The organism is Aristophania sp. ESL1100, assembly GCF_058511235.1.
This window is the reverse complement of record NZ_CP196394.1, coordinates 1999979-2025872: the sequence shown is the minus strand read 5'-3', so window position 1 is coordinate 2025872 and position 25894 is coordinate 1999979. Positions and strand designations below refer to the sequence as shown.

Annotated in this window: 26 protein-coding genes, 1 tRNA gene and 2 riboswitches; of the genes, 12 read left to right on the top strand and 15 right to left on the bottom strand. The window is 50.0% G+C overall.

Annotated elements, in window-relative coordinates; genetic code table 11:
• Positions 1 to 11: 11 nt before the first annotated feature.
• The 11 genes from gcvT to ACSYSY_RS09205 form a co-directional block, all read right to left on the bottom strand.
• On the bottom strand, positions 12 to 1145 hold the full coding sequence (gene gcvT / locus ACSYSY_RS09255) for a glycine cleavage system aminomethyltransferase GcvT (protein ID WP_491707269.1): 1134 nt from the start codon (positions 1143 to 1145) through the stop codon (positions 12 to 14).
• 131 nt (positions 1146 to 1276) lie between these two features.
• Positions 1277 to 1388: riboswitch (glycine riboswitch) on the bottom strand.
• Positions 1389 to 1485: 97 nt separating this feature from the next.
• The gene (gene panB, locus ACSYSY_RS09250) at positions 1486 to 2322 is read right to left on the bottom strand and encodes a 3-methyl-2-oxobutanoate hydroxymethyltransferase (protein WP_491707268.1); all 837 of its coding nucleotides are present in this window, start codon (positions 2320 to 2322) and stop codon (positions 1486 to 1488) included.
• A gap of 12 nt (positions 2323 to 2334) precedes the next feature.
• Entirely contained in the window at positions 2335 to 3207 is an 873-nt protein-coding gene (gene speE, locus ACSYSY_RS09245; RefSeq protein ID WP_491707267.1) for a polyamine aminopropyltransferase, read from the bottom strand.
• Positions 3208 to 3320: 113 nt separating this feature from the next.
• The gene (gene speD, locus ACSYSY_RS09240; RefSeq protein ID WP_491707266.1) at positions 3321 to 3800 is read right to left on the bottom strand and encodes an adenosylmethionine decarboxylase; all 480 of its coding nucleotides are present in this window, start codon (positions 3798 to 3800) and stop codon (positions 3321 to 3323) included.
• A gap of 176 nt (positions 3801 to 3976) precedes the next feature.
• Positions 3977 to 4834 (bottom strand): aldo/keto reductase, encoded by an 858-nt coding sequence (locus tag ACSYSY_RS09235; protein WP_491707265.1) that lies wholly within the window; start codon positions 4832 to 4834, stop codon positions 3977 to 3979.
• Between the two features lie 145 nt (positions 4835 to 4979).
• A tRNA-Phe gene (locus ACSYSY_RS09230) sits at positions 4980 to 5055 on the bottom strand.
• A gap of 85 nt (positions 5056 to 5140) precedes the next feature.
• A complete protein-coding gene (gene yacG / locus ACSYSY_RS09225) occupies positions 5141 to 5323 on the bottom strand; it encodes a DNA gyrase inhibitor YacG (RefSeq protein WP_491707264.1) in 183 nt (60 codons plus the stop codon).
• Positions 5323 to 6372, bottom strand: coding sequence for a ribonuclease E/G (locus tag ACSYSY_RS09220; protein ID WP_491707263.1), 1050 nt, complete (start codon positions 6370 to 6372; stop codon positions 5323 to 5325). The genes yacG and ACSYSY_RS09220 overlap by 1 nt, the downstream gene beginning before the upstream one ends.
• A gap of 35 nt (positions 6373 to 6407) precedes the next feature.
• The gene (locus ACSYSY_RS09215) at positions 6408 to 7022 is read right to left on the bottom strand and encodes a Maf family protein (protein WP_491708269.1); all 615 of its coding nucleotides are present in this window, start codon (positions 7020 to 7022) and stop codon (positions 6408 to 6410) included.
• Between the two features lie 29 nt (positions 7023 to 7051).
• The gene (gene infA / locus ACSYSY_RS09210; RefSeq protein ID WP_043559458.1) at positions 7052 to 7270 is read right to left on the bottom strand and encodes a translation initiation factor IF-1; all 219 of its coding nucleotides are present in this window, start codon (positions 7268 to 7270) and stop codon (positions 7052 to 7054) included.
• A 143-nt stretch (positions 7271 to 7413) separates the two neighbouring features.
• Positions 7414 to 8085, bottom strand: a complete 672-nt coding sequence (locus tag ACSYSY_RS09205; RefSeq protein ID WP_491707262.1) for a DNA-3-methyladenine glycosylase family protein — start codon at positions 8083 to 8085, stop codon at positions 7414 to 7416.
• 151 nt (positions 8086 to 8236) lie between these two features.
• Here ACSYSY_RS09205 and ACSYSY_RS09200 point away from each other — a divergent pair, with 151 nt between their 5' ends.
• The 4 genes from ACSYSY_RS09200 to ACSYSY_RS09185 all read left to right on the top strand — a co-directional run bounded on the left by ACSYSY_RS09200 (position 8237) and on the right by ACSYSY_RS09185 (position 11880).
• The gene (locus ACSYSY_RS09200; protein ID WP_491707261.1) at positions 8237 to 9232 is read left to right on the top strand and encodes an energy transducer TonB; all 996 of its coding nucleotides are present in this window, start codon (positions 8237 to 8239) and stop codon (positions 9230 to 9232) included.
• Between the two features lie 44 nt (positions 9233 to 9276).
• Positions 9277 to 10209: a hypothetical protein gene (locus tag ACSYSY_RS09195; protein WP_491707260.1), complete on the top strand. Its 933-nt coding sequence runs from the start codon at positions 9277 to 9279 to the stop codon at positions 10207 to 10209.
• Positions 10210 to 10303: 94 nt separating this feature from the next.
• Complete coding sequence (locus ACSYSY_RS09190; RefSeq protein ID WP_491707259.1) at positions 10304 to 11245, top strand: ribose-phosphate pyrophosphokinase; 942 nt, start codon at positions 10304 to 10306, stop codon at positions 11243 to 11245.
• Positions 11246 to 11283: 38 nt separating this feature from the next.
• Positions 11284 to 11880, top strand: a complete 597-nt coding sequence (locus tag ACSYSY_RS09185) for a histidine phosphatase family protein (RefSeq protein WP_491707258.1) — start codon at positions 11284 to 11286, stop codon at positions 11878 to 11880.
• A 34-nt stretch (positions 11881 to 11914) separates the two neighbouring features.
• On the opposite strand, the gene ACSYSY_RS09180 is transcribed toward ACSYSY_RS09185, so the two are convergent.
• The 4 genes from ACSYSY_RS09180 to ACSYSY_RS09165 all read right to left on the bottom strand — a co-directional run bounded on the left by ACSYSY_RS09180 (position 11915) and on the right by ACSYSY_RS09165 (position 18782).
• Positions 11915 to 13441, bottom strand: a complete 1527-nt coding sequence (locus ACSYSY_RS09180) for an efflux transporter outer membrane subunit (protein WP_491707257.1) — start codon at positions 13439 to 13441, stop codon at positions 11915 to 11917.
• The gene (locus tag ACSYSY_RS09175) at positions 13441 to 16539 is read right to left on the bottom strand and encodes an efflux RND transporter permease subunit (RefSeq protein WP_491707256.1); all 3099 of its coding nucleotides are present in this window, start codon (positions 16537 to 16539) and stop codon (positions 13441 to 13443) included. The genes ACSYSY_RS09180 and ACSYSY_RS09175 overlap by 1 nt, the downstream gene beginning before the upstream one ends.
• A 21-nt stretch (positions 16540 to 16560) precedes the next feature.
• Complete coding sequence (locus tag ACSYSY_RS09170) at positions 16561 to 17610, bottom strand: efflux RND transporter periplasmic adaptor subunit (protein WP_491707255.1); 1050 nt, start codon at positions 17608 to 17610, stop codon at positions 16561 to 16563.
• Positions 17611 to 17915: 305 nt separating this feature from the next.
• Positions 17916 to 18782, bottom strand: a complete 867-nt coding sequence (locus ACSYSY_RS09165) for an OmpW/AlkL family protein (protein ID WP_491707254.1) — start codon at positions 18780 to 18782, stop codon at positions 17916 to 17918.
• Between the two features lie 217 nt (positions 18783 to 18999).
• Here ACSYSY_RS09165 and ACSYSY_RS09160 point away from each other — a divergent pair, with 217 nt between their 5' ends.
• The 8 genes from ACSYSY_RS09160 to ribB all read left to right on the top strand — a co-directional run bounded on the left by ACSYSY_RS09160 (position 19000) and on the right by ribB (position 25894).
• Positions 19000 to 19776 (top strand): Crp/Fnr family transcriptional regulator, encoded by a 777-nt coding sequence (locus tag ACSYSY_RS09160; RefSeq protein WP_491707253.1) that lies wholly within the window; start codon positions 19000 to 19002, stop codon positions 19774 to 19776.
• Positions 19777 to 19860: 84 nt separating this feature from the next.
• Positions 19861 to 20337, top strand: coding sequence for a hypothetical protein (locus ACSYSY_RS09155; protein ID WP_491707252.1), 477 nt, complete (start codon positions 19861 to 19863; stop codon positions 20335 to 20337).
• A gap of 704 nt (positions 20338 to 21041) precedes the next feature.
• Positions 21042 to 21350, top strand: coding sequence for a hypothetical protein (locus ACSYSY_RS09150; protein WP_491707251.1), 309 nt, complete (start codon positions 21042 to 21044; stop codon positions 21348 to 21350).
• Positions 21351 to 21552: 202 nt separating this feature from the next.
• Positions 21553 to 21990, top strand: coding sequence for a hypothetical protein (locus tag ACSYSY_RS09145; protein ID WP_491707250.1), 438 nt, complete (start codon positions 21553 to 21555; stop codon positions 21988 to 21990).
• A 250-nt stretch (positions 21991 to 22240) separates the two neighbouring features.
• On the top strand, positions 22241 to 22531 hold the full coding sequence (locus tag ACSYSY_RS09140) for a hypothetical protein (protein ID WP_491707249.1): 291 nt from the start codon (positions 22241 to 22243) through the stop codon (positions 22529 to 22531).
• A 129-nt stretch (positions 22532 to 22660) separates the two neighbouring features.
• Positions 22661 to 22818: riboswitch (FMN riboswitch) on the top strand.
• Between the two features lie 56 nt (positions 22819 to 22874).
• Positions 22875 to 23990: a bifunctional diaminohydroxyphosphoribosylaminopyrimidine deaminase/5-amino-6-(5-phosphoribosylamino)uracil reductase RibD gene (gene ribD / locus ACSYSY_RS09135; protein ID WP_491707248.1), complete on the top strand. Its 1116-nt coding sequence runs from the start codon at positions 22875 to 22877 to the stop codon at positions 23988 to 23990.
• 3 nt (positions 23991 to 23993) lie between these two features.
• On the top strand, positions 23994 to 24647 hold the full coding sequence (locus tag ACSYSY_RS09130; protein ID WP_491707247.1) for a riboflavin synthase: 654 nt from the start codon (positions 23994 to 23996) through the stop codon (positions 24645 to 24647).
• Between the two features lie 5 nt (positions 24648 to 24652).
• Positions 24653 to 25894: a 3,4-dihydroxy-2-butanone-4-phosphate synthase gene (gene ribB, locus ACSYSY_RS09125; RefSeq protein WP_491708268.1), complete on the top strand. Its 1242-nt coding sequence runs from the start codon at positions 24653 to 24655 to the stop codon at positions 25892 to 25894.

Below are 25894 nucleotides of genomic sequence, written 5' to 3'. Positions count from 1 at the left end.
ACCTTTTCTGATTAACGTTTAAAACCTGCGGGAACAAAAGGCATCGCCTTGACCGTTACAGGCACAATTTTCCCACGGAGAGAGGCGAATAATTTTGTCTCAGGCTTGGCAAAAGCAGTCTGTACATAACCCATCGCCACAGGAGCGCCGTATGTAGGGCCAAAACCACCTGATGTCACCACGCCAATTTTTGTCTGGGCGGCTTCATCAGCAAATAACTCAACACCTGCACGAACCGGCGCACGACCTTCAGGCTGCAAGCCCACGCGGAGGCGTTCCGTTCCATTCTGCAATTGCTGACCAATGCGCTCAGCCCCGGGATAACCACCCTCACGTGAGCCACCGGGACGGCGGGATTTCTGGATCGCCCAGCTTAAAGAGGCTTCAACAGGGGTTGTTGTGGTGTCAATATCGTTTCCATACAGGCACAACCCTGCTTCCAGACGCAGGGAATCACGTGCCCCCAACCCGACAGGTTTGACGTCCGGGTGCGCCAGAAGGGCCTTCGCAAAATCTTCGGCCAATTCAGCAGGCAGGCCGATTTCATATCCATCTTCGCCTGTATAGCCTGAACGTGACAGCGTGACGACGTGGCCGTTATAGGTGGTTTCAATACAATCCATGAAACGCATGGAGGCCGCTTCAGGGAAGAACTGGCTCATAACGTTCACAGCTTCAGGCCCCTGAAGTGCGAGCAGAGCACGGTCAAACTGACGCGTTACGCTACATTCATCAGCCAGTGCCTCTTCGATATAAGAGGCATCTTCATCCTTGCAGGCCGCATTAACAACGATGAACAGATCATCTTTCTGGCGTGCCACCATGAGATCATCACGGATACCGCCCTGCTCATTTGTTAAAAGGGCATAACGCTGGCGCCCCTCTGCGAGGCCGATATAATCCATTGGCACAAGGCGTTCGAAAGCGACTAACGCCCCTTCAACGCCGCCTTTTTTCGCCTTAAGGCGCAGCTGCCCCATATGAGAGACATCAAACAGGCCCGCTTTTTCACGCGTATGTTTATGCTCTTCCATCACCCCGGCAGGGTATTGAACAGGCATTTCATAACCGGCAAAGGGAACCATCTTGGCACCCAAAGCAAGGTGCAGATTATAAAGGGGGGTTCGGAGAAGAGACTCAGACATCACTAACGGCCCTGGAAAAAAGAGGTCACAATGCCCCAATGCGGAAGTGCATTGTCGCATTACCCCTTCTGTCCTTTTGCCTGAGATCATTATCCCGTCGGCGGGTGTTTTGACACCACTCTCCAGAATTCATAATCGCTATGGTTCTTCTGCCTGAGAGTTTCCGGGGTGGTTGCTCCTTCGGCGTCATTTCTATCTGATTTTCAGGCAGAAATCCGAAATGATCTCTCCCGTAACGATTTACCATAGATTGCCAGTTTACCCTCTGACTGACAATCTCTTTTCTGGCAGATCGAGAAAAAATAAATCATTCGGTTTAAAAGGGTTTTCCCTTAAAAAATCAGGGGAATTCTTTCTCCAGAGAGGCAAGAATTTCTTTATCCATAGAGGCACTTTGAGCCTTTGTGGGAAAAGACCTCGCCTCCACTTCCGCCTTATAGAGACTGAGGGCCTGCGTCATCTGCGCCCCGATCTCTGCAAAACGTTTGGCATGGCGGGGGGATTTCCCCTCAAAAAGGCCCATCACATCATGCCAGACCTGCACCTGACCATCGCATCCGGCCCCGGCCCCAATGCCGATAACAGGGATAGAGACAAGACGTGACACCAGAGCAGCAAGCTCAGCGGGAACCACTTCCAGAACCAGAGCAAAAGCCCCTGCTTTTTCGATCGCCAAAGCATCCTGAATCAATTTCCGGGCACTTTGTTCATCACGCGCCTGCACGCGCAACCCGATCTGATGCTGTGATTGTGGCGTCAGGCCCAGATGCCCCATCACAGGCACACCCATCTCGGTCAGGCGGCGGATAACAGGAATAATTTCTGCTCCACCTTCCAGCTTCAGCGCCTGGCCGCCCCCCTGTTGCATGAGCAACCGCGCCGCATTGACGGCATCCTGCTCGGTTGCGTAGCTGAGGAAAGGCATATCCACGACGATGAGCGCCTGCTGGCTTCCCCGGCGCACCATTTTCGCATGGAGCAGAATTTCCTCCACCGTCAGAGGCAGCGTCGTATCATGGCCGTGCATGACCATTGCCAGAGAATCCCCAACCAGCAACATGGGAACACCCGCCTTTTCGGCAATCAAAGCTGAGGCATAATCATAAACCGTCACCATCGTGATCGGCCTGGACTCTGCTTTCATCTTCTGAATATCAGCGATGGTCATGCGACGCATAAAGTGAGGTCCTTAACCTTGGGAAACAGGAAGATTTTCTGAAATATAAGGAGGAAGCTGGAAAGCGCTCCATTGGATTTCAGGCGTCCAATAACGGCAATCAGGTCCGATTCCGGCAGCTTCAGCACGGCTTCTGATCTGCTCAATGTCCAATGATTGCGGCTTGCTGCCTTTTTTGGCCATACCCAATGTCATGAAACCACCAACATAGGTCGGCACAGCCGCAACATAGGCTGTTACGTGCGGAAAGAATTTGGCACGACGAAGGCTCGTCTCACGCAATTCATCAGCCTGCATGAACGGAACACCGCATTGATTGACGATCACCCCTTCATCAGACAGAACGCGTGCGCAATTTTTATAGAAATCATCAGAGAAGAGAACTTCACCAACGCCGATCGGGTCCGTGCTATCGACGATGATCACGTCAAAAGACCCATCAGCGGCTTTGGCAACGTAATCGATTCCATCACCGATAATCACGTCTGCTCTGGGGTCTTCCCAGGCATTGCCGGCAATATTGGGGAGATATTTCTTTGAAAGGGAGACCACTTCGCCATCGATCTCAACCATAACGACCTTCTTAACGGTCTTATGCTGGAGGACACGACGCAGGACACCACCATCCCCAGCGCCGATAATCAAGACGTTTTCGGCTTTAGGGTGCATCAGAAGTGGCACGTGCGCCAGCATTTCCTGATAGACGAACTCATCACGCTCTGTGATCTGAATCACGCCATCAAGAACCAGAACACGGCCATGGCTCTGGCTTTCGAAAACAACAATATCCTGAAAAGGAGATTTTACGTGAGCCAGCTCACGTGTCACCTGAAAGCGCTGTCCCCAATTTGGGTAAAGGTCTTCATTAAGCCAGATATCCGCCATTATTCTGCTTTCTCTTTATTTACTTACACTGACGATAACAGGCCAGAATCCTGCCTGATATCACTATCAGCACAGAATTCCGGCCTGATCAGAAAAACCTCAAAGGGTTAAAATCAGCCTGCTCTCTGAGACTGTCTGGTCACACGACCACGTCGCAACGCATCAACCTCTACGCGCCCTGCCTGGAACAGTTCCTGCATGACAGGAATCGTCAGATTCGGGTCACAGACGCCACACATGAAGACGTCAATTGCCGCGAAATGACGCTCAGGCCAGGTGTGAATTGAGATGTGGCTTTCAGCCAGCACCAACACCCCTGATACACCGCCATTCGGTGTAAAATGATGGAAATGACCATGCAGGATCGTTGCGCCAGCAGCCTCTGCGGCTCTGCGCAATGTCTCATCAATCTTCTTGGGATTATCAAGATTCTTGGCATCCCAAAAATCGATAAGAAGATGATTGCCCGCAAAGCTTTCGCCATCACGAGTTATAAAATAGTCCTTGCGCTCATCATCAGCGTGGACAGTGCTAATATTCTGGATATCTCTCGGGAAACCCGATACCATCCCCAGTTGAGCAAGTGCGTTCATCACGTACCCCCAAACCAGTAGACAGCCAACGAAGCTCGAATGCTTCAGGGCTAAGGAAGGAGTGCTTGCTAACGTCTTTTCAGGTTTTTTGCAAGGTTTTTCTAACCATTAAAAAAATATTAATGGCTTTTTCAGTACCCTTTATCACCGCCCTGAAGGCCGATTGAACCTGGACTTCAGATCATCGCCAAAGGGACCTTGGCCGAGGGCGCTGGAAAAGCACGATTCAGCTCATCGCGGTCCGTTTCACTCAGGGTAATCTCTAGAGCGGCCATATTCTGCTTCTGGTGCTCAATTGTGCTCGCTTTGGGAATAGCCAGCATATTTCCCTGCCTCAGAACCCAGGCAAGTGCCACCATGGCCGGCGTCGCAGGACCGATATTTGTATGATGCCGAGCGGCAATATGGCGCAAAACCGGGTGACGCAACAGCTCTCCGCCCTGACCTATGGGTGAATAGGCCGTCGTGACGATTTTCCGCGCCTGATCGAAAGCAAGCAGATCATGCTCTATGCCCCGATATTCCAGATTATATAAAACCTGATTCGTCTGGCAGTCATGACTTATCTGCTCGAGTTCCTCCATATCGTCACAATCAAAATTGGAAACACCCCAGGCCCTGATCAAACCCTGTTCCTTCAGAGTTTCAAAAGCCCGAATCGTCTCACTCAAAGCCACCGAGCCACGCCAATGCAAGAGATATAAATCAAGATAATCTGTCTTCAGGTGGCGTAGCGTCCGCTCGCAGGCTCTCAGCGTTTCATTATAGGAAGCATGAGAGGGCAACACTTTACTGGTAAGAAAAACCTGCTCGCGCCTGCCGGCAATCGCCTCTCCCACCAGCATTTCCGAACGGCCATTTCCGTACATTTCAGCCGTATCAATCACCCGCAATCCGGCATCAAGGCCATAATTCAGGGCCTCTATTTCACTCTGACGCCTGGCTGGTTCATCGCCCATATTCCATGTGCCCATTCCAAGAACAGGAACAGACGACCCATTTCGAAATTCAAGCGAAGGCAAAGATGCTGGCATGAGATTTACGCTCCTTACGTCAGTGAAACAGGGAACATTCTTTCTTTTTCTTTGGAAGATTTTACATATAAATCGCAGAATTAAAGGTAAAGAGACCTATTCGTTTCTGCAAAACCCGGATTTATTTTTTGAAATGAAAAATAAATGGTGCCCAAGGGCGGGATCGAACCACCGACACTGCGATTTTCAGTCGCATGCTCTACCAACTGAGCTACTTGGGCACCGTGCGTAAGACCAACTTGCTTACGACTTGGAGTGATTTACCCTATGAAACGTAACTGATCAAGCCTCTTGCAAAGCTATTTCTTATTCTTTTCCAAATATCTCGAGACCACCGAGGGAAAAATCACTGATACGGGGGTCTTCAGCATGGATGAAAGGGGCAAAATAACGCCCGGCACTCCATCTTTTCAAATCAATGTCAGCGCATTTCTGAGAACAGAAAGGGCGAAACTTCGATTCAGTAACTTCTTTGCAAAGGGGGCACATCAGGAAAGGCTCCAGGAACGGTTCTTATGGGGCGGGCAGATAGAAAGGCGCAACTTACTGCCCCATTCTTTTTCGAAGGATTTAAGCATTTCTGAATTTGAATCAAGCGCCATGATAATGGGAGCAGGAGCGTGAAGGGTCGTCCCTTTCAGATTCTCTTTTAAAATACAACGCAATATAGAAATCCCCTGGCCGTAAGGAGAGGCAAAAATTTCCTGAACAGGGGGGCGCTGCCTTGGCCGTGTCATCTCAATCAGGCCGGAATTCGTCACTCCCAACAATCTGGGACCAAGAGGGTCTTTCTCATTTTGTAGGGCACGCTCAAAAAAAGGAACCAGAGCGGCTCTCTTTTTCATGCGAAGTCCCGCTGGATCAATGACCAGTGTGCCGGAAAGATTTCTAAGACGGATCTGCCTTAAAAGAGCTTTGAATGCCTCTATATTAGCCATAAAATCAGGACTGGAAGACGCGTCAAAATCAATGGCCGTCAGGGCAGGAGTGACCGTGATATGCGCTGTCAGAGGCCCCACACGGATTGTTGAGTCAAGAAGAGCAGCCCATTCCTCATCCAGAAAAGCAAAGGTTTCATGCCCAAGACGTTTAAGGCGGTCGTGATATTTCGCCGGTAACTGCGCGGCCAGAGACACATCTTCATAACAGATCATGGCATGGGACGCCTGAGCCAGAAGGTCTTCCAACGGGTGAGGGCCTTCCTGCAAAAGCCCGATGGACGCTGCGTTTTCTCCCACAGTTTCATCCAGCAATTTTAGCCGCGGCCCTTTGCCATTTTGTGCTGAGCGAATAATCTGCGCTTTAACAAGCTGCCCTTCATGAAGTGTTTTCTTCGTTGTCAGAAAACCAGTTAACTGGTTATCAAGCTGGACAAACACTCCTTCAAAAGAAGGCGTTATGGAAAGCACGCGCGCCCTGTAGTGATCACCCCACCCATCGGGCCGGCCCGGGTGCCACAAAGCAATATCGAGGATTTCACCTTCCTCTATAAGAGTGAATCGCAGCTCTCCTGGAGAACCTGAAAGCAGAATATCCATCAAGAGACCTTCAGAAACCGTATCAACAACCTGTTTCAGGGTATGGACAGAGCCATCCGCCCTCTTAAAAGCTGGGCCGTTTCGAAAAGAGGGAGACCAATAACCGCTGACGGGCTTCCACCCATCTGTCTTATATGGGAAGCAGCCGCTCCCTGAAGAGCGTAACTCCCTGCTTTGCCCCGCCAATCACCCTGCGCAATGAGGGCGTCTATATGATCAGAGGTCAGACGTGCAAACGTCACATAACTCTCAACCGTACGTTCAACCGCTTTGCTTGCCGGCAAACCAGCACTAGGAAACAGGACAACGGACGTAAAAACACGATGGCGACGGCCTGACAAAAGCTCCAGATGGCGTCTGGCTACCGTCTCATCCTCAGTCTTTTCAAGAATACGCCGCCCTGCAGCGACAACAGTATCCGCTCCGAGGATAAAAGCCGGTTCATCGCACTGGCTGGCGATATGAGCTGCTTTTTCATAGGCAAGACGACGAGCGTAAAAACGCGGTAACTCGCCCTTACGAGGTGTTTCGTCAAGATCAGCCGGTATGACACGGTCAGGCTCAATCCCGATCTGTGCCAGAAGAGCAAGACGACGGGGAGACGCTGAAGCCAGAATAAGCAGAGGTCTTTTCTGCTGGGCCTCAGCCATGATGACAGAGTTCTGCGTCACTTTAATTATTATTTAAAGCGGAACGTAATACGCCCTTTACTGAGGTCATAAGGAGTCATTTCCACATTGACCCTGTCCCCAGCCAGCACACGAATGCGGTTTTTACGCATCTTGCCGCTTGTATGCGCTAAAATGGTGTGTTCATTATCCAATGTTACACGAAACATGGCATTGGGCAGGAGCTCTGTAACCGTTCCGGTAAACTCGATCAGATCTTCTTTAGGCATGAAAGTCCTTATAATTCAGGGCAGTTTCAGGGATGGTTTCCGCTGAGACAAACAGGCCTCAGCTCCCTCTGCTCATCAGAAAGCTGCATTATGTGCGATTCTCTTGGAGCAAGGTCAAGAGAGACTTCGTTAAAAATATCACTTTAAACGCCCTTCTGCCCCGTACCAAGCTCTTTAGCCTGCCAGCAATAGCACGTTAATAATGTCCGGTGAGGGGAAAAAACCTCCGTACTTTTATAAAGAGCCGCCGGAGTAGGCTTCTGCGGTAATTTTTTAATAAGCCGCCATCCTTCCCTGATGCCAAAATCATCAGCTGGAAAGACATCAGGCCTGTGAAGGCCAAAAATCAGAAACATCTCAACCGTCCAGCGCCCGATCCCGTAAAGAGCCGTCAGCTCTTTTATCAGAGTCTCATCATCAAGTTTTTCAGCCTGCTCTGCGTTTGGCAGGCGCCCTTGTGACTGAGCTTCAGCCAGTCCTTTCAGGGCCCGTATTTTCCCATCTGACATGCCGCATTGTTTCAAGGTATCATGATCGGTCGCCAGAAGCGTTTCCGCATCTGGCGGATGCGCTATTCCCTGCTGATCACTCCTGGCTGTTTTATTAAGAGCACAGAAGCGTTCAAATATTTTCTTTACAGCATTACTATGAAGGTGCTGCCCGATAACCGCGTGGACAAGCGCCTCATAAGGCTCTCTGTAATGGCTGGCTGCAAGGCTTGAATTCCCTTCCCTGAAGAGATTACAGGGACCTGTTGATCTGGCAAAAGCACTGATATCAGGATCTTCCAGAAAAGATCGAGGCAAATGAAGCATGAAACACCTCTTTCTGAACGTTCTGTAATAAAACTTTGCCGTTTATTTCCACAATCTATGGTGACAGTCTGACCTATTATGAGGCACAAGAGAAGGGACATGATTGCATCTCTGTTCTGCCCCCTGACCTTATCTTGCGAGTACGACGTTCGTGACGGTTTCTGACACGACAGCCCCTCATGATCGTGCCAGGTTAGGCGCCTATTGTGCATTGCCAGCGCAGCATTATGCAACGCCCTCACCAATGTTACGCCCGGAAACGATTGCAGAATCCCCCCTGGTCGTTCCATCCTGCCTGTCTGTCTTATTTCATCTCACGCTTCTGGTCCTGATTTTTTATAAAACTCCGACTCTTCATGGCAATCCTGATGATGCCAACCAGCCTCAGGTGGAAATGGTCTTTGATGCCCCTCCCAGCAAACACAGCATGCAGGGGCCGCAAATTCATGACCCCGGGAGCGAATCACCCGCGGCCGAAGCCCCTCCCGTGAAGCAGGAAACAGCCCCCGAACCGGTTGTTCCCACCCCCAAAACGCCTTCCTCCACTCCGGCTCCGATCGCTTCTTCAGCGGACCTTGCCCAGGCGCCACAGCTCGACCAGCCTCTGACTCCTGCAACTCCAAAATCCAGTCACCGCAACCCGGTTTCCAGAAAACCGGTTCCACAACGTCAGAGACAGCACGTCACGCCTTTTTCGCACCCCATGGACCTTTCTTTCAGTGGTGAGCCATCTCCTCCGGCAAGACATCATGGTCACCGGGGGGGAAGCCGGGGGCCCGTTAATTTCTCCTTAGGGCCTCTTAGCCAGAACGGGCAGATCAACGCCCCCTATAAGACACGTAACCGCATTAAGGGTGTCAGTTCTGATTACGGATCAGAAATTGACCGCTGGGTGCGTGCCCATATGTTCTACCCTGAAGATGCGGCAGAAAACGGTGAAGATGGTTCTTCTTCTGTTCATGTCGTGCTCGACAGAACAGGCCGCGTCAAATCAGTGCGTCTGACCGATCAATCCGGTTCCTATGCTCTGGATGCTGCCACTGTTGGCATGTTCCAGAGTGCGCACCTGCCTCCTGTCCCACCCGATATGACGGGAGACCATTTTGACCTTGATATCACCATTTCCTACGTTCTGATCCGTCAGTAATGACCGTTCATGACTCCCCTTTCTGAAAGGTCCTGTCCCCCCTGATGAAGCGCTTTTATCCTACATTCTGTGCCTGTTTATCCTTACTGACACTCACAGGCTGCCTGGATGTAACGCACCCTTTCGCCCAGAGAGGGGGTGAATCCCAGCGCCTGGCTCTGCAAAATCTGCCCCCTCCTCGCCTTGCGGTCCCGGTTATGGTGCCTCCGAAAGCCCCATGGCGACACGGGGCAGAACTCTGGACCAGAGATGTGGTGACGGCTCTGGTCAATCAGTCTCTTCCTGCTGTCGATCAGCCCCCCAAACCGGGAGACTGGTGGGTAAGGCTGGGCGCCCAAAAAGTGGATAACGGGATTAAACCCTATTACAAACTCTATGATTCAACCGGGAAGGAACGGGCCAAAGGATATGGGTCCGTTATAGACCAGGCAGGCTGGAAAGCCGCCGACCCTGACGCCCTTAATACCGTTGCGCTGGAAATCGCCCCCGATATTGCGCGCCTTCTCACCGCCATTCAGGCTAAAAACATGCAGGGGGACCCTCACAGCCTAATGAACCGTCAGGCTAAAATCTATTTTGCCGGTGTGCAGGGCGCGCCGGGAGACGGCAATATATCGCTTGCACGCGCTTTTTACGCCTCTCTGCCGGATGGACGCAATAACGTCCAGACAACGCCAGAACATGCTGATTTTAAAGTAATCTGTCAGGTACAGCTCAAGGATATTCCTCCCAAACCTCCTGAAAAGAATGTAAAAGAACAACAGGTTACTATTATCTGGCACGTTCTGTCAGGCAAAGGTGAGGAAGCGGGTGCCGCAACTCAGCTCCATGCCGTTTCTGCCCATTCGCTTGACGGGCCGTGGGGAGACGTGGCTGACGCTGCCGCTCACGAGGCGGCTGGAGCGGTCAGAACCATCATCACCAATTATTCCGGCCGTGATATGAAACCATCACCAGATATAAAATCAAAGAAGTAGTTTCTTAACAGGTCAAGGACCATGACAGATGGCTGTCATGATGGTAAAAAGAACGTGTCTGACATTTTGCCTCTCCTGTGAGATTTCCTGCCTTATGAAAATCGTTGCCTGTAACAGTAATCTTCCTTTGGCTACAGCCGTAGCTGAGGAGCTTGACCTCCCTTTATGCAAAACCCTGATCCGTAGGTTTGCTGATGGTGAAGTCTTCGTCGAGATACAGGAAAATGTGCGTGGCGAAGATATGTTCGTGATCCAGAGCACATGCATGCCGACCAATGACCATCTTATGGAATTATTGATCGTTCTCGATGCGCTGCGCCGTGGATCAGCACGACGGATTACAGCGGTCATGCCTTATTTCGGTTATGCCCGTCAGGACCGGAAATCAGGGCCGAGAACACCGATCAGCGCCAAGCTTGTGGCCAATCTTCTGACTGAAGCAGGCGCCAACCGCATCCTGACCATGGACCTGCACGCCATGCAGATTCAGGGCTTTTTTGATATCCCGACCGATAATCTATATGCCGCTCCGCTTTTTGTGCGCGATATTCTCGCCCGCCATCCGGAACGCCATAAGGAAGACCTGATGATTGTCTCCCCTGATGTGGGCGGCGTTATCAGGGCCCGTCAGCTTGCCCGGCGCCTGAATGTTGATCTGGCAATTATTGATAAACGCCGCGAACGTGCCGGTGTTTCAGAGGTTATGAATGTCATTGGTGACGTCAAGGACCGTTATTGCATTCTCGTTGACGATATCATTGATAGTGGCGGCTCATTGTGCAATGCTGCCGAGGCTTTGATGAAACATGGGGCTGCCGGTGTGGAAGCCTATGTCACACATGGTGTTCTGACCAATAATGCCTGCACCCGTGTCATGAACAGTCCGATCAAAATGCTGACCATTACAGACAGTATTCCTGCAACGCCTGAACAGGCTGCAACACAGAATATCAGACAGGTTTCAACCGCAGAGCTTATTGCCAGAGCCATCAGAGCGGTGGCTGATGAAAGCTCTGTCTCGTCCCTGTTTGATTAAAAGCAGTCGAAACTTCTACAGCAAGAAAGGAAGTTATAATGACACGCCTCATAACACGGCCTTACTGGTTTTTACGCCATGGACAGACTGACTGGAATGCCGCCAATCTGTCACAAGGTCGCACAGACGTGTCATTAAATGAAATTGGCCGCGCGCAGGCAGAAGCAGCGGGTGCCTTATTTGCGAAATACGTCCGCAATAATGCGCTCCCTGTCCCTTTTACCCATATTGTCACCTCTCCGCTCAGCCGTGCCTCTGTTACAGCTGATTACGTGAAACGGGCTATTATGGACGTTGGAGGGCCTGAGCTCCCTGTCAGGACCGAAGAAGGCATCATTGAGGTCTGTTTTGGTGTGCAGGAAGGCCAGCCTATGGGAGACTGGTACGACCCCTGGATTGCTGAGCAATTTACACCCGAAGGCGCTGAATCCTTCTCAAAACTCCGGGAACGCGCTGTAAAAGCGGTTAATAAGGCGCTTTCTGAAGAGGGAACGCCCCTTATTGTGGCTCATGGAGGCGTTTTCCGGGCGCTTCGTTCCTCTATGAGGCTGCCTGCCAATGTCCGGCTTCCAAATGCCGTCCCCGTTCTTGCCCGCCCCGAGAACGATAAATGGACGCTCGATATTTACGAATAGATCTTTATGAATAGACTGGCTTTCAGCCTTGTCCCTACCAGGGGACAAGGGTTGTAGACAGTCTTTTTGCTTCTTCAGGTGGCAGACCGAGGTCATTACGGTGCCACCAACCGCCGCCGAGCGACTGAAACAAGCCGACACTATCTGAAAACCGAACGGCCTTTGCCTGAACGAAAGAGAGCTGGCTCTGTGCCACATTGGCTTGTGCCGTTATGAGATCGAGCTGGCTGATATCTCCGAACCTTTTTCGTGCGCGCGCTATATTAAGGACTTTCTGCGCACTCTCCAGAGCTTTTTCCTGAGCCAGAAGCGTTTCACTGTCATATTGCAGAGCGTGCAGACTGTCAGCGACATCTCCCACGGCACTTAAAACAGTTGATTGATACATTTCCGTTGCCTGATGAAGCTGCTTTCGGGCAGCCCGTTGGGCGTGAAGAAGTGATCCCCCTTGAAAGATCGGCTGGGTAATTGTCGCCATCATATCCCAGTTACCATAGCCGCCCTTGAACATCTGGCTCATATGTCCCACAACCTGCCCCGGGACCGCACTGAGCTGAACATTGGGAAGGCGGTTTGCAATCGCAATGCCAACCTGGGCCGCCGCGGCATGGATCTGTTCCTGCGCGGCTCTTATATCTGGCCGTTGTTCCAATAAGGCTGACGGCAAAGTCAGGGGCATTTGCGCAGGCAGGGTAAACTGGTCGAGCGTAAAGACAGGCACTTCCTGATTCGGGGTCATCCCTGCCAGCACAGCCAGCTGCGTCCTCGTCTGGGCAAGATCACGTTCCAGAGGAGGCAGCGTCGCTTCCAATTGAGCAACACTATTTTGTTGCAGCACAGTGTTCAAACGTGCCTGATCTCCCAGAGCCTGCTGCTTTTCAGCAATGGAGAGAGACTCTTTCTGTTGGGCAATCAGGGCGTTCGTTGCGTCTATCTGGGCTCTGAAACTTGCTTCTGTAATAGCGCCATTGACGATATTGGCAATAAGCGTCAGAGCCGTTGCCTCAAGTTGAAAACGCTGGACATTCGCCTGTGCCGCAGCGGCCCGGATGGCCTGTCTCTCACCGCCCCACAAGTCAGGAACGTACCCGATATTGAGCTGAGCTGTATGAAGGTTATAAAGCCACTCATTGGCATAGGGCACATTGGAAAGTGCTTTGGACGTCTTGTTGCGTGACGGGATAAACTGTGCCGAAATAGTGGGATACAAGGCCGCTCCTTCAACGCGGCGCTGCTCCCATGCCATTTTCAGCCCTTCCTGCATGGCTTTCAGGTCATGACTATGGGCCAAAGCCTGTTCCACAAGCTGATTTAAGGCAGGATTACGGAAAACCTCCCACCAGCGGCCCGGAATATCCAGCCCCTGCACAATATCCTGACGGCGCAGAGCTGAATCCCTGCTATCATGCCCGGCGGTCTGTTTCAGTGGTTCAGACTGGTAACCCGTGTGAGCTGGGAGAGCGGGGATCTTTCCTTTAGGCCCGATAACGCAGCTACATAAAGCGATACATAAAAACGGCGCCAGAAAGGAAGAGGCGGTGTATCTCGCGCGGAAGCTCATCACACACCTGCCTTGGACGCTGAACGGGCTGAACGTTTATCGATCCAGCTCTCCAGACGGTAAAAGGAAACGGGAAGAATAAACAGGGTCAGAAGCGTTGCAATTCCCAGCCCCCCGACAACGACAGTTGCCAGACCGCGCTGAACATCCGTTCCGACACCTGTCGCAATGGCGGCTGGCAACATCCCCACACTGGCCACGGTTGCTGTCATTAATACAGGACGGAAACGCTCAGACGCACCAATCACAGTCGCATGGAAAACGTCGTGACCCTCATGTCTGTGACGGTTGATGCTGGAAATCATGATAATACCATTCTGAATCGCTACCCCGAAAAGAGCAATGAACCCGACAGCTGTTGCAATATTCAAGGTTTCATGACGCAAATGGAGCGCAACCAGCCCGCCTAATGTTGCCAGAGGCACAACACCCAGAATCAGCAGTGCCTGCCTGATCTTTCTGAATTCAATATATAAAAGACCCAACATGACGGAGAACATGACGGACAGAGCGATGGTCAGGCGCACTTTTGCATGTTCGGCCTGTTTGAATGACCCGGCCCATTCCAGACGATAATTCTGGGGATCGAAATGCACGGCAGCATCAATACACTTCTGGGCATCTGCCAGATATTGCGACATCGGTCTTTCCCCGTTATCGACCTGAATTGTCAGCTCTCTTTCCCCGCCTTCATGGCTGATATTGCTTTCCCCCATCTGGAAACGGATAGCCGCCACCTCTGAAAGGGGAATGGCTGAACCATCAGGAGTGATCAGAGGGATCTGACCCATATCCTGCAAGTTATCAAGATGTTTATGGGCAACATGCAGGGTTGCATTATATTCCCGACCGGCTTTGACAATCGTCGTCAAAGGGGCATCACCAATCGCATTGGAAACAATATCTGAAATATCTGAAACGCTGATTCCGTAACGGGCTGCTTTTTTACGGTCAGCCTGCACTTCAATCTGAGGAATCCGTGGCTCCTGGAACAGGGAAGCCTGCACTGTACCCGGAACCTGCCAGAGTATGCCCACAATCTGCTGTCCGATACGGCGCAATTCATTAAAATCATCACCATAAACGCGCAGAACAAGCGGGCTGTGGGCCCCTCCGATCGAATCTTCAATACTATCCTGAATAGGCTGACTGATCGAAAACTCAATTCCTGGAATCTGGTTTAATCTCTGGCGAAGTTTTTCAACAAACTCTTCCTTCCCCTCTCCCTTCGGCCAGTTTTTATAAGGTGTCAGCCCAACGGGCATTTCTACATGCGACGGTGTCCAGGGGTCCGTTCCATCATCGGAACGGCCAAGCTGGGTGATGGCATAAGACGTTTCGGGGAATTCCCGGACAGCACGGCGCAATTCATTAGCGATTTCCTGCCCTTTTTCCAATGAAATAGCCGTTGGCATCTGCACCTGCACCCACAGGGCTCCCTCATCAAGGTCCGGGAGAAATTCCTGCCCGACAGAAGCTCCCAGAATCACCACCAGAACAAGAGCAATCGCCGCACCGACAAAAGGAATGAGAGGATATTTCAGAAAATAGGAAAGGCCATTTTTATAATGTCTGATCAGCCACTCAAGCGGTGCATTATGCCAGACATGATGCGGGGAACGAAGCGCCAGAAAAGTCAGGGTAGGGGTCAGAGCCAGAGCACAGAGCAACGCCCCGATCAGGGCAAAACTCACTGTAAAGGCCATGGGATGAAAGAGCTTCCCTTCCATTCCATCAAAGGCAAAAAGCGGGCTATAGGCCAGAATAATAATCATGGTTGCCGCAAAGATCGCGCGTCCCGCACGCCGCGTAACTGAAAGCACGACATGGCTATCAAGAGGCTGGTCCGGATCATCCTCCCTTAGACGTAAAATAACCTCCGTAATCACAATCGCCCCGTCCACGATGACGCCGAAATCAATGGCACCGAGCGAAAACAGATTGGCGGCCATACCGCATGCTTTCATAAGAATGAACGCAACGGCCAGAGCGAAAGGAATTGTAATGGCGGTAACGGCTGCACAACGGGGGGAACCCAGGAAAAACGTCAGAATGATCAGAACGAGGCCAATCCCCTCCGTCATGGTCTCTCCGACTTTTTCCGTCGTAGCGTGAATCAGATTATCGCGATCAAGATAAGGGACAATCCGCATATGGAGCGGTGCCAGGCGCTTTTGCAGCTTCTCGATCTTTTCATGCAGGGCATCAAGAACCTGGGAAGGATTGCTGCCTCGCAGAGCGGTAACGACCCCTTCCAATGTATCAGGATTGCCATTTTTACCCAGAAGCCCTTCGCGCACCTGCGAGCCAAATTCAATATGGCCCAACTGTCTGAGCAGAACCGGCACGCCATTATGGTGGGAAACGACAATTTCGTTCATATCCTCAAGGGAATGAATCAGGCCGACCCCGCGAATAATATAAGATTGCTCACCACGCGTGACACGGCCGCCCCCTGCATTGGCGTTGCTGTTTTTGACAGCATTCATGACGTCTGCAAGACTGACGCTGTAACGAATCAGCGCATTCGGATCGATTACAAGCTGATATTCACGCGTAAAGCCGCCGAAATTATCAATATTAACAACGCCGGGCACCTGTTTGAGAGCTGGAATGACGATCCATTTCTGGACATCTGACAGCTCCATGAGGTCACGATCATCTGACTCAAGGGTGTAGCGATAGATCTCACCGCTCGGTCCCGATACCGGCCCAAGAGCGGGCTGACCGCCATTGGTCAGATCAAGCCCCGAAAGTTCAGCCAGAACCTGCTGCCGGGCCAGATAAATATCTGTCCCATCCTTGAAAACCAGCGTCACCAGAGACAGTCCAAATGTGCTGGTTGACCGGCTTTCTGTCACATTCGGCACACTGGCCAGAGCCCGCTCTACAGGCATTGTGACCTGTTGTTCCATTTCTTCGGCAGCCAGGCCGGGCATCTGCGTCGTAACCTGCACAGTGACAGGCCCCAGATCCGGATAGGCTTCTATGGGAATATGCTTCCAGGAAACAACGCCCAATATCATGATCAGGAAGGTAAAGAAAAAAATCAGGCTGCGCCGCGAAAAGCACCAGGAGATAAAGGCCTCTATATACATAACCCGTTCCTTTATCCCTGCTTAATAATCATTGAGCAGGATCGCCCCGTGCGTAATCACACGTTCTCCAGCCTTCAACCCGCTGATGACTCTGACATTATCGCCTTCATCATAACTCATTGTGATTTGTCGCTGCTGGTAATGGTCGGGAGCTACGGCAACCATGACCGTTACAGCCTCATTATTCATAATCAGGGCCGTTTTCGGTAAAATAATTTCCTGGCGTTCCGGCACGCTGAGAAAGGCTGTTGTAAACTGACCGGGATGTAAGCGACCGTCACGATTTTCACAGCGCAGATAGAGATCAAGCCGTCTGGTATCATTCTGCACAACAGGGCTCTGGCTTGTAATAGGACCAGAACAGTCCTGTCCGTCAAAAGACGCTGACATGACCATTGTGGGATTAAGCTGGGGAAGCATATTTTCAGGCACATGGGCCACAACCCACAGACTGCTGATATCAACAATCTCCATAACGGGGGTAGATGCATCGGATATCTGCTGGCCAGCCCCCGCTGTGATCGATGAAACTGTGCCATCGATCGGAGCTGTGATCAGGAAACCGTGGTTCGTGGCATTATCAACACCACCACCGATCGCCTCAAGATGGCGTTTCGTCCTGTCGGACTCGGCCTCTGCCTGAATTAGATCATTATGTGCTGATTCAACGTCCTTGACTGCATTACCGCCCGCTGCGGTAACCGCTTTCGTGCGTTGATAAGTGAGACGGGCAAGTTTCAACGCTGCCTGAGCTTTCTGAAACTCTGATTGCGCCTGAGCCAGATCTCCTGAAAGCAGACGCCCGAGAACCTCTCCTTTTTGCACCGTTTGACCAGGCTGGACGATGATATTTGTCAGACGACCCGTAACAGGAGGATAAATTTTAACGGCACGACCAGGCACAACGGCAAGCTCAGCCGGCACCTCAATCATATGAGGAAGTTTTGATAAAGCAACAGGCGCCACAACCAGACGTTTGCTTAGTGGGCTCCCGGCTCTTACGTGGATCAACTTTCCTTCCCGCACGGCCATGGGAGGAGGGGCTTTCGGCAGAGGAGAGCCCTGTAACATATGCCATACACCCCACAGGCACAAAAGGCACAGAAGAGACAGGCCGCAATACTTGGCCAGGGAGCGTGCACTACCCATCGCAAACAACTCCACAATATGACATAATGGAAGTGAGAAAACCCGTCATTTCTGCCATATTCTGAAGAGTGTGTCACGGCACAACGAACTATAACAACATTAAAAAACTGTTATGTTTCTGTCTCTTCAAGAAACAACCGAAACAATATGAATGCAGACAAAGAAAAAGCCGGAGAGGGAGATCCCTTCCGGCTTTCTGTTCTATCTTTTGGGATCAGGCAGTACGCTTAGAAGCGGTACGCAATACCAGCACCCACAACGGTCGGGTTGATACTGTCGCGAGCATGAATACGGCCTGTAACCTCACCTGGTCTGTCTCTGTTAACTGAAATAGGCGTACGGAGCAGAATTTGTTTCACGTCAGCATTAAAGAACCAATTCCCTACGAGCTGATAATCAAAACCGAAATCAAAGCTGGGACCGACAGTTGTCTGCGCTTTCATATGATCGAAACCAGCGACTGTGTGGTGATTTTTAGGATTCTGATCGAAGAAGAATGCGACGGTCAAACCAACACCAATATAGGGATTGAAACGTTTATGAGGCCGGAAATGCCAGGCAACTGTCAGAGTCGGTGGCAGGACCCAGAACTTGCCAACATCACCATTACCGATAACACCAGCATCATTCGCTTTTGTCCCACGAGCTGTCGCTTTGTGATGCGTTGCCGAAGCGATCAGATCAAGAGAGACGTTATCAGTCAGAAAATACTCAAAGGTCAGCTCAGCCATAGCATTATTCGTCGCGTTCAAATGGCCTTGCGCACCACGCAATGAAGGTAATGCCGAATTCTTAAGGTTGACTGAAGAACTTGTATTATTCGTAATCGTGCCTAATGCAGAGAGGCGGATCAGGAAATCGCCCGCGCCCAGACCGATTTTGGTATTCGAGCATGTCTCGAAGATTCCACAATCCGTGTTCTGAGGCGCTGATAAATGGACTCGCGCATCAGGAGCTGCCTGATAGGCAGATTTGGCAGCAACCGTCCCCTGAACTACGTGGGGTGCTGGCTGTGCAGCCGGAACCTGGGCATAAGCAGAACCTGCAATAAGCCCAAGAGCAGCAAATGATGTTTTAAACGTTTTGCGTTGCATAATGTGAGAGGACCCTGATCAAGCAAAATAAGTTGATCTCTTCAGATCACATTTATTTGCTTCTCAACCTTGATATAGATCAAAAACAGGCGCAAAACGGTCATTCACAGAACTAATCTTTATAATCTGTGTCTTTTCTGCACCAGTGAACAAGAGGCTCTCTTTTCAGCTGTTTATTCCAATTCTTTCTCTCATCCTTTGAAATAAAGGGACTATTATGCTCAGGACCGATGAAATTTCCCTTGGGGAATGTGGCGTTTGTTACGGGCGTTCAATGAGTATCTGTAACGCTATTGATGATAGGGATCTTTCCGTCCTGCTTACGGAATCATCACGCTATCATCTGGCCCCCGGGCGCGTTTTTATTGAAGAAAGCGAACCGGCCCAGGCTTTTTATGTCATAGCTGAAGGACACGCCAAGCTTTTCAATCTCCTTCCTGATGGGCGGCGCCAGATTACCGGATTCGCAATGACAGGTGACTTTCTTGGCCTCGTCGCGACAGAACGCTATGCTTTTAGCGCAGAATCGCTCAGCACGCTCAGGCTTTGCCGTTTTGCCCATGAAAATATGAACCGCCTGACAGAGCGCTTCCCCCAATTACAGAAACGCCTCCGCCATGAAGCCTCGCAGGAACTGGTCAAAATGCAGGGGCGCCTCACCCTTCTCGGCCGGAAAACCGCCCGGGAGAGACTGGCCAGCTTTTTTGTAGAACAGGCACTCGCCTCAACCAGAGCAATCGCCCGCAACACCAATCCTGAAGAATGCAGGAAAACTGCCCCTTCTCAGCCATGTCCGGCTTCATCACCTGAAGTAACATTATATCTGCCAATGTCCCGCACTGATATTGCGGACTATCTGGGACTGACAATAGAGACCGTCAGCCGGATGTTGAAAACGTTTAAAAATGACGGCCTGATAAAAGTGGAAGATGTTAAATCCATCATCATTATGAATATTTCACGCATGACCCGTATAGCTGAAGGTAATGGTTAAATTTTCTTAAGTTTGAATATCTTTATTCTATCCTAATACTATGTTTAGCTACACAAAACAGACGCTAAGCAAAAGGATATGATTATGAAAATGCGTATATTTTCATCCGCATGCATGTTGGCATTGCTGTATGTTACAGCGCCACATGCCTGGGCCGATTGCGACAATAGCAGAGGTGGAAGTTTTCTGGACCGTCTGGCCAATAAGGAAGATTGTTTCGATCAAAATCTGGATAGCAAAATTGATAAATTTAAAAACGGCCAGAAACGTTTTGAAGACTTTGGCAACAGACTGAAGAGCATCCCACAACGGGAAACACAGAAATTTCATGACAGGCTCGATAGAATATTCGGCCCTACCTCTGACAGCGCAGAGGAATCAGAGCGCCGGGATGATGGGCACTACAGAGACGACAGAGATTATCGACAGAACCGCAACGACAGAGACTACAGAGACAACGATAATGACACCTACAGACAGCACGAAAGAAGCTATAGAGACAATGACGACGATAGAGACAGCGATCGCGATAGAGACGAACGCGATTACCGGGACCGCTGAGTTAAGGGGTCGCAGGCATACGTAAACAGATTATATGTCTGTTTATATATCTCTCTGGCAGGCGCTATAAAGACGGAGAGACGGTCGCGGGAAATTGCCAGGATTGCGATCCCGTCTCCGAAATCAGTACAACAGTCATAGCTGTTGCATTTATATATAAACGCTTTACCTCTTACGATATCAGGCCTTCGAACACTGAAAACGGATGTTCAGACTTCGCACGGCCTTATGATAGAAAAGCCGCCCTATATAAGAGCGCGGGCGGCGGCTCCTTACCGAACAAAAAGGCGGCGACAAGAGCAAGGACAATCCGAATTTTATCACTGGTTTTCAGAAACCATGAAACATCGGTCCTGACCTTCCTCAGGGAGCTCACTATCCTTTATAGATAACAAAATTTTCATCAATCGCCTCTATTTAAACGGTTCCCATATTTTTACGGAAACGACATCCACAGGGAGCTGTTTCCCTGCCTTTTATGCCTATCACAAAAGATATTTTATTCTTTTAAAATAAGAACTTATCTCTCTGTATCTATAAAATTCAATAAAGAGAATACGCTGAATAAAACTCCATAATTTTAAAGACAAAATCATGATTTCATTAAGGAAATCGTTAAATTTTCTTAAGTCTAATGCCCTTTATTAATACAGGATACTATGTTTAAATCCTTCTTATAGACATCAAATGAAAAGGATACAGTTATGAAAAAACGTCTTCTTCTATCAGCAACTATGGTGGCCTCATTATTTGCTGCGGCACCACTTGCTCAGGCGCACCACCATCATCACCATGATCATGATGATGGTTTCGATAGGCACGAAGAGCATCAGATGGAAAGAATGCATCATGAACACGAAGAACATGCCGAAAGATTCCGTGACCATATGGAACATCGCGAAGCATTACGTGACCATATGGAACATCGCGAAGCATTGCACGGGATGGAAGAACACAGAAAGCATGAATTTGAGGAAATGAGACATCATGAGCATGATGGCCTCATGCGTTAAGTTCAGGAGATTCTCGTCTGGAAAGCGTGTTTATGACACGCTTTCTGTGAACGCTATCCAAGTTTTGATGCCTTTATCAAATTATTGCCATAGTCGTATCAGGCACAGCCCCTATTAAGATCCTGCTTATTCATAAGTCTTTATTCTTTCACAGGATTATGTTTATCTGGGACCTACAAACATTGAACCAGAGGATCAGGTTATGAAAACCCGCTTATTGTTACCCGCAACTATGATGGTATCACTTTTTACTATTGCTCCTCTCGCGCAGGCTCATCACTCCGATTGTGATAATAAAGGCGGTGATTTCCTGCATCGTATGGCAAATAAGGAAGACTGTTTCGATAATCGTCTGGACAGTAAAATTGATAAATTCCAACATAACCGTGAAGAACGCCGGGAAAAAATTGATGAGTTCCGCGACAAAATCAAAAATGCCCCTGAACGCGAGAAACAGAAACTCAGAGACAAAATTGACAGACTGGATGGTCAGAAAAGATTTGACGAGAAGGTCGACCGTTTCAAAGAGCACGGCGAGGAAAGACTTCACAATATGAGAGACCATGAAAGACGCGATTTACAGGATCTGAAAGATTCCGGGCGTCGCAGACATGATCGTATTGATAACCTTCTACGTTAAAAATAACTCGTAGAATTTTAATTTTAGAGAGGCTGCTTTGCGTTTTCCTTATTTTATAAGGAAGCAAAGCGGCCTTTTCTTTTTAGAGACCTCATTGCCGATTAAGCCTTAACCTTAATAATAAACACAGATAAACTTTCTTTTTATAAAAATAATGATTGGCCATATTCTAATTAATATGGTTTATTTAGAAACCTTTTGTCTTAAAATTATTCGTATTTACGCATCACCTGAATAGAAGGTTACAATCATGATTAAAATACGTCCCTTCATAACAGCAACTATGTTAGCATCATTACTTTCTCTCGTACCTCATGCTTACGCTGACACTAGTTCTGCCTGTGATCATAAAGAAGGTGATTTTTTTGATCGCCTGGTAAGCAAAGCTGACTGTCTTAATGAAAATGTCGATAAAAAAGTTGAGCATGTCAGACATGGAGATAAAAAACAGCCGCCAAACGCCCAAAAAGCACGCGACAAGGTCAAGGAACCTTCTGATCCCGCAAAACAGAAGCACCAGAATAAGCACGATAATGAATAGGATCTTCATCAAAAAACTGTGTTTATAATGCCTTAAAGGCTGCTTGAGCGCGTTTTCTTTAGCAAACGGCTCAAAGCAGCCTCTTGCGCTTTTTAAGGCTTCATCACATATTAAAAGGCGAAAATTAATAGACGTTCTCAGGGCAGGGTGAAATTCCCTACCGGCGGTAATAACAGACCTTGTCTGTTGAGCCCGCGAGCGCCTTATGAACATTGTTTTATAAGGGTCAAGCAGACTCCGGTGGGATTCCGGGGCCGACGGTATAGTCCGGATGAAAGAGGACGCTTTTTGTTCCTGCATAGGACAAATGCCGGACCTGCGGGTTTGTGCAGAGTGTCGTCTTATGCAGAAAGAGAAGCGTGCTGCCCTTGAGAAAAACAAGGGTTGGCGTAAGCTTGTGATAGGGACGACTCCATTATCTGAAACAATTTTGCCTCTTTCGGCCATCGCTGAAGGGTTTCAGCTGGCTATGGGAGCTGCCGTCTGCACATTGGGTGCTACAGCGCCTAACCCTTCTGTCGGCTGCGCCTTGTTGGATCGGAAAGGCTCTGTGCTGTCTGTTGGTGCCCATCCCCGGGCAGGTGCCCCTCATGCTGAAATCATGGCTCTTGAGGCGGCCCGTGAAGCAGGTCTATACGAGCAGATTTATGCGGTCCTTGTAACATTGGAGCCATGCGCTCATCATGGGCGCACCCCTCCCTGTGCCGAAGCCCTTAAGGAAAGCCCTGCTCAGGAAGTATGGATCGGCCTGCGCGACCCCAATCCTCAAGCCACGGGGGGAAGCACTGTTTTACGTCAGGGGCAAAATCCGAAAAGGGTGTTCTTTCTTGAAGATTTTTCCGCAAAAGAGCCCCGCCTGGCAGAACTCTCAGATGACTGTCGGGCCCTGACTCTGCCTTTTCTGACACGTATTACCAAAAAACGCCCCTGGATTACGGTCAAGCAAGCCCTCACGAAAGAAGGCTCCATGATCCCACCCGCTGGGCAGACGACCTTTACCTCTCCTTATTCCCTTGAAAAAGCACATCTTCTGAGAAAATCCGTTGATGCCATCATCACAGGCGTCGGAACCGTTATTGCAGATCATCCTTCCTTTTCCGTCCGCCACGTAAAAGACCACAATAACCGCGCTCCTCGCCTGTTGATTGTCATGGATCGTCATAACCGGCTTCCTGCTGAGTGGAAAAAAGAGCGTGAACGCGACCAGTTCATCGTTAAAACATGCCGGACTCTAGAAGAGGCTGAGAACCTGCTGCATGAGATGGGTATCAACTGGGCGCTGATTGAAGCGGGGCCAACGCTTTTAAAAACAATTGAGGAAGAAGGTTTCTGGGATGAGTGGTGGACCCTACAACAACAAGAGAATGGCGAAGACGATCTGAGCCTGTTGAAAAGGCGTCAGACATCTCAACAGAATAAAACTCCCCTGCAATTGCTGCTCTCTTTCGAAAGGAATTAGGCAATGTTTTCCGGCATTATCGAAACTGTGGGTCAGGTCAAGAAAATCTCCATACGTGACTTGGCAATGGATCTGACTGTCAGCAGTTCATTCAAGGATCTTGAGCACGGTGAAAGCATTGCTGTCAATGGCGTCTGTCTGACGGTCGAAACCTTTACAGCTGAGGGTGAGGTCCAATTCCATATTAGCGGAGAAACCCTGAAGCTCACCAATCTGGGCGCCCTGGAGGTTGATCGCCGCGTCAACCTTGAGCGGGCTGTCTCGCTCAATACGCGCTTATCAGGCCATATTGTGCAAGGCCATGTGGATAGAACCGGCATTCTCCTTTCAGTCGAAAAGGCTGGGGACTCTCATGCACTGGAAGTTTTTCTTCCGGAAGATCTCCGTCGTTACGTCGTGGCAAAAGGGTCCATAACACTGGATGGAATCAGCCTGACCGTAAACAGCATAAAAGAAGCCGCCTCTTATAAAGGGGAAAAGGGGTTCATCATCGGCCTGATGATTATCCCTCATACCTGGGAGCATACAGATCTTTCCACCACTCTTATTGGCACGGAACTGAATGTCGAAGTTGATGTTCTTTCCAAATATGTTGAAACACTCTGTCGCTTTTCTCAGGACATTATGAGCATAGGCAAACCGGGAGATGCAGAATGAGCGGAATGTCCCCCTCGCTTAAAAACGCCATTACAGCCATGCGTGAAGGGCGCATGGTCATCATGGTTGATGAGGAAAACCGTGAAAATGAGGGCGATCTGGTGATGGCTGCTCAATTTGCCACGCCGGAGGCTGTCAATTTCATGGCCCGACAAGGCTGTGGTCTGATCTGCCTGTCTCTGACGCCTGACCAGATTGACCGCCTGAAGCTGCCTCCCATGACGGAGAACAACCAGGACCCTAAAGGGACCGCCTTTACAGTTTCCATCGAAGCCGCTCAGGGTGTCGGAACGGGTATCTCAGCAGCGGATCGCGCCCGGACTGTTCTTGCTGCCTGCAATCCCAATGCCCGACCGGAAGATGTGATTTCACCGGGTCATATGTTCCCTTTACGTGCTCACGAACAAGGCGTTCTGGGACGGGAAGGCCACACAGAAGGGGCCGTCGATCTTGCCAGACTGGCTGGTCTGGAGCCCGCGGGTCTCATCTGCGAAATCATGGCAGAAGACGGAACAATGATGCGGCTGCCGGAATTGCGGCGCTATGCAGCGCAACATAACATGCCCATTATTTCCATCGCAGCGCTCAAGGCATGGATTGAGAAGCATGGCTATAAGTGCCCGGACTTCAACGCTATAGCTGAGCATAACCGTCCTGCACATGATCTGGCGATTGCTGATTTTCCCAGTCTCTATGGCGGACATGATCTTAAAATCCATGCTTTTGAAAGTGAAGGCGGCCTTGAGCATATCGCCATCGTAAAAGGAGATCCCTCAAAAGGGATTCCTCTGGTCAGGGTCCATTCCGAATGTGTCACGGGCGATGCTCTGGGATCGCTCCGTTGCGATTGTGGACCCCAGTTGCAGGAAGCACTGCACCGTATTGGCGAGGCTGAAAGTGGTGTTCTGGTTTATCTGCGCGGGCAGGAAGGACGTGGCATCGGGTTGGCTAATAAGATCCGCGCCTATCATCTGCAGGATCAGGGATTCGATACACTGGATGCCAATAAAGCCCTTGGTCTGCCCGTTGATGCCCGTACATGGCGGGATGCTGGTACTATTCTGAAATCTCTGGGCGTTACGTCCTGCACATTACTGACAAACAACCCGGACAAAATTGACGGGTTGAAAGAGCAGGGTCTTGAGGTCGTTTCTTCTGAGCGTTTGATCTTGCCAGCAACCCCTTTTAATCGTCACTATCTCGAAACCAAACGCACCCGCATGGGGCATTTTTTCCAGGAAACTTGA

Excerpts from the sequence above, each read along its gene's own strand:
- gcvT (WP_491707269.1), bottom strand. The coding sequence starts at position 1,145 with ATGTCTGAGTCTCTTCTCCGAACCCCCCTTTATAATCTGCACCTTGCT.
- panB (WP_491707268.1), bottom strand. The coding sequence starts at position 2,322 with ATGCGTCGCATGACCATCGCTGATATTCAGAAGATGAAAGCAGAGTCC.
- speE (WP_491707267.1), bottom strand. The coding sequence starts at position 3,207 with ATGGCGGATATCTGGCTTAATGAAGACCTTTACCCAAATTGGGGACAG.
- speD (WP_491707266.1), bottom strand. The coding sequence starts at position 3,800 with ATGAACGCACTTGCTCAACTGGGGATGGTATCGGGTTTCCCGAGAGAT.
- ACSYSY_RS09235 (WP_491707265.1), bottom strand. The coding sequence starts at position 4,834 with ATGCCAGCATCTTTGCCTTCGCTTGAATTTCGAAATGGGTCGTCTGTT.
- yacG (WP_491707264.1), bottom strand. The coding sequence starts at position 5,323 with ATGTGCCCCCTTTGCAAAGAAGTTACTGAATCGAAGTTTCGCCCTTTC.
- ACSYSY_RS09220 (WP_491707263.1), bottom strand. The coding sequence starts at position 6,372 with ATGGATATTCTGCTTTCAGGTTCTCCAGGAGAGCTGCGATTCACTCTT.
- ACSYSY_RS09215 (WP_491708269.1), bottom strand. The coding sequence starts at position 7,022 with ATGGCTGAGGCCCAGCAGAAAAGACCTCTGCTTATTCTGGCTTCAGCG.
- infA (WP_043559458.1), bottom strand. The coding sequence starts at position 7,270 with ATGCCTAAAGAAGATCTGATCGAGTTTACCGGAACGGTTACAGAGCTC.
- ACSYSY_RS09205 (WP_491707262.1), bottom strand. The coding sequence starts at position 8,085 with ATGCTTCATTTGCCTCGATCTTTTCTGGAAGATCCTGATATCAGTGCT.
- ACSYSY_RS09195 (WP_491707260.1), top strand. The coding sequence starts at position 9,277 with ATGAAGCGCTTTTATCCTACATTCTGTGCCTGTTTATCCTTACTGACA.
- ACSYSY_RS09190 (WP_491707259.1), top strand. The coding sequence starts at position 10,304 with ATGAAAATCGTTGCCTGTAACAGTAATCTTCCTTTGGCTACAGCCGTA.
- ACSYSY_RS09185 (WP_491707258.1), top strand. The coding sequence starts at position 11,284 with ATGACACGCCTCATAACACGGCCTTACTGGTTTTTACGCCATGGACAG.
- ACSYSY_RS09180 (WP_491707257.1), bottom strand. The coding sequence starts at position 13,441 with ATGAGCTTCCGCGCGAGATACACCGCCTCTTCCTTTCTGGCGCCGTTT.
- ACSYSY_RS09175 (WP_491707256.1), bottom strand. The coding sequence starts at position 16,539 with ATGTATATAGAGGCCTTTATCTCCTGGTGCTTTTCGCGGCGCAGCCTG.
- ACSYSY_RS09170 (WP_491707255.1), bottom strand. The coding sequence starts at position 17,610 with ATGTTACAGGGCTCTCCTCTGCCGAAAGCCCCTCCTCCCATGGCCGTG.
- ACSYSY_RS09165 (WP_491707254.1), bottom strand. The coding sequence starts at position 18,782 with ATGCAACGCAAAACGTTTAAAACATCATTTGCTGCTCTTGGGCTTATT.
- ACSYSY_RS09160 (WP_491707253.1), top strand. The coding sequence starts at position 19,000 with ATGCTCAGGACCGATGAAATTTCCCTTGGGGAATGTGGCGTTTGTTAC.
- ACSYSY_RS09155 (WP_491707252.1), top strand. The coding sequence starts at position 19,861 with ATGAAAATGCGTATATTTTCATCCGCATGCATGTTGGCATTGCTGTAT.
- ACSYSY_RS09150 (WP_491707251.1), top strand. The coding sequence starts at position 21,042 with ATGAAAAAACGTCTTCTTCTATCAGCAACTATGGTGGCCTCATTATTT.
- ACSYSY_RS09145 (WP_491707250.1), top strand. The coding sequence starts at position 21,553 with ATGAAAACCCGCTTATTGTTACCCGCAACTATGATGGTATCACTTTTT.
- ACSYSY_RS09140 (WP_491707249.1), top strand. The coding sequence starts at position 22,241 with ATGATTAAAATACGTCCCTTCATAACAGCAACTATGTTAGCATCATTA.
- ribD (WP_491707248.1), top strand. The coding sequence starts at position 22,875 with ATGCAGAAAGAGAAGCGTGCTGCCCTTGAGAAAAACAAGGGTTGGCGT.
- ACSYSY_RS09130 (WP_491707247.1), top strand. The coding sequence starts at position 23,994 with ATGTTTTCCGGCATTATCGAAACTGTGGGTCAGGTCAAGAAAATCTCC.
- ribB (WP_491708268.1), top strand. The coding sequence starts at position 24,653 with ATGTCCCCCTCGCTTAAAAACGCCATTACAGCCATGCGTGAAGGGCGC.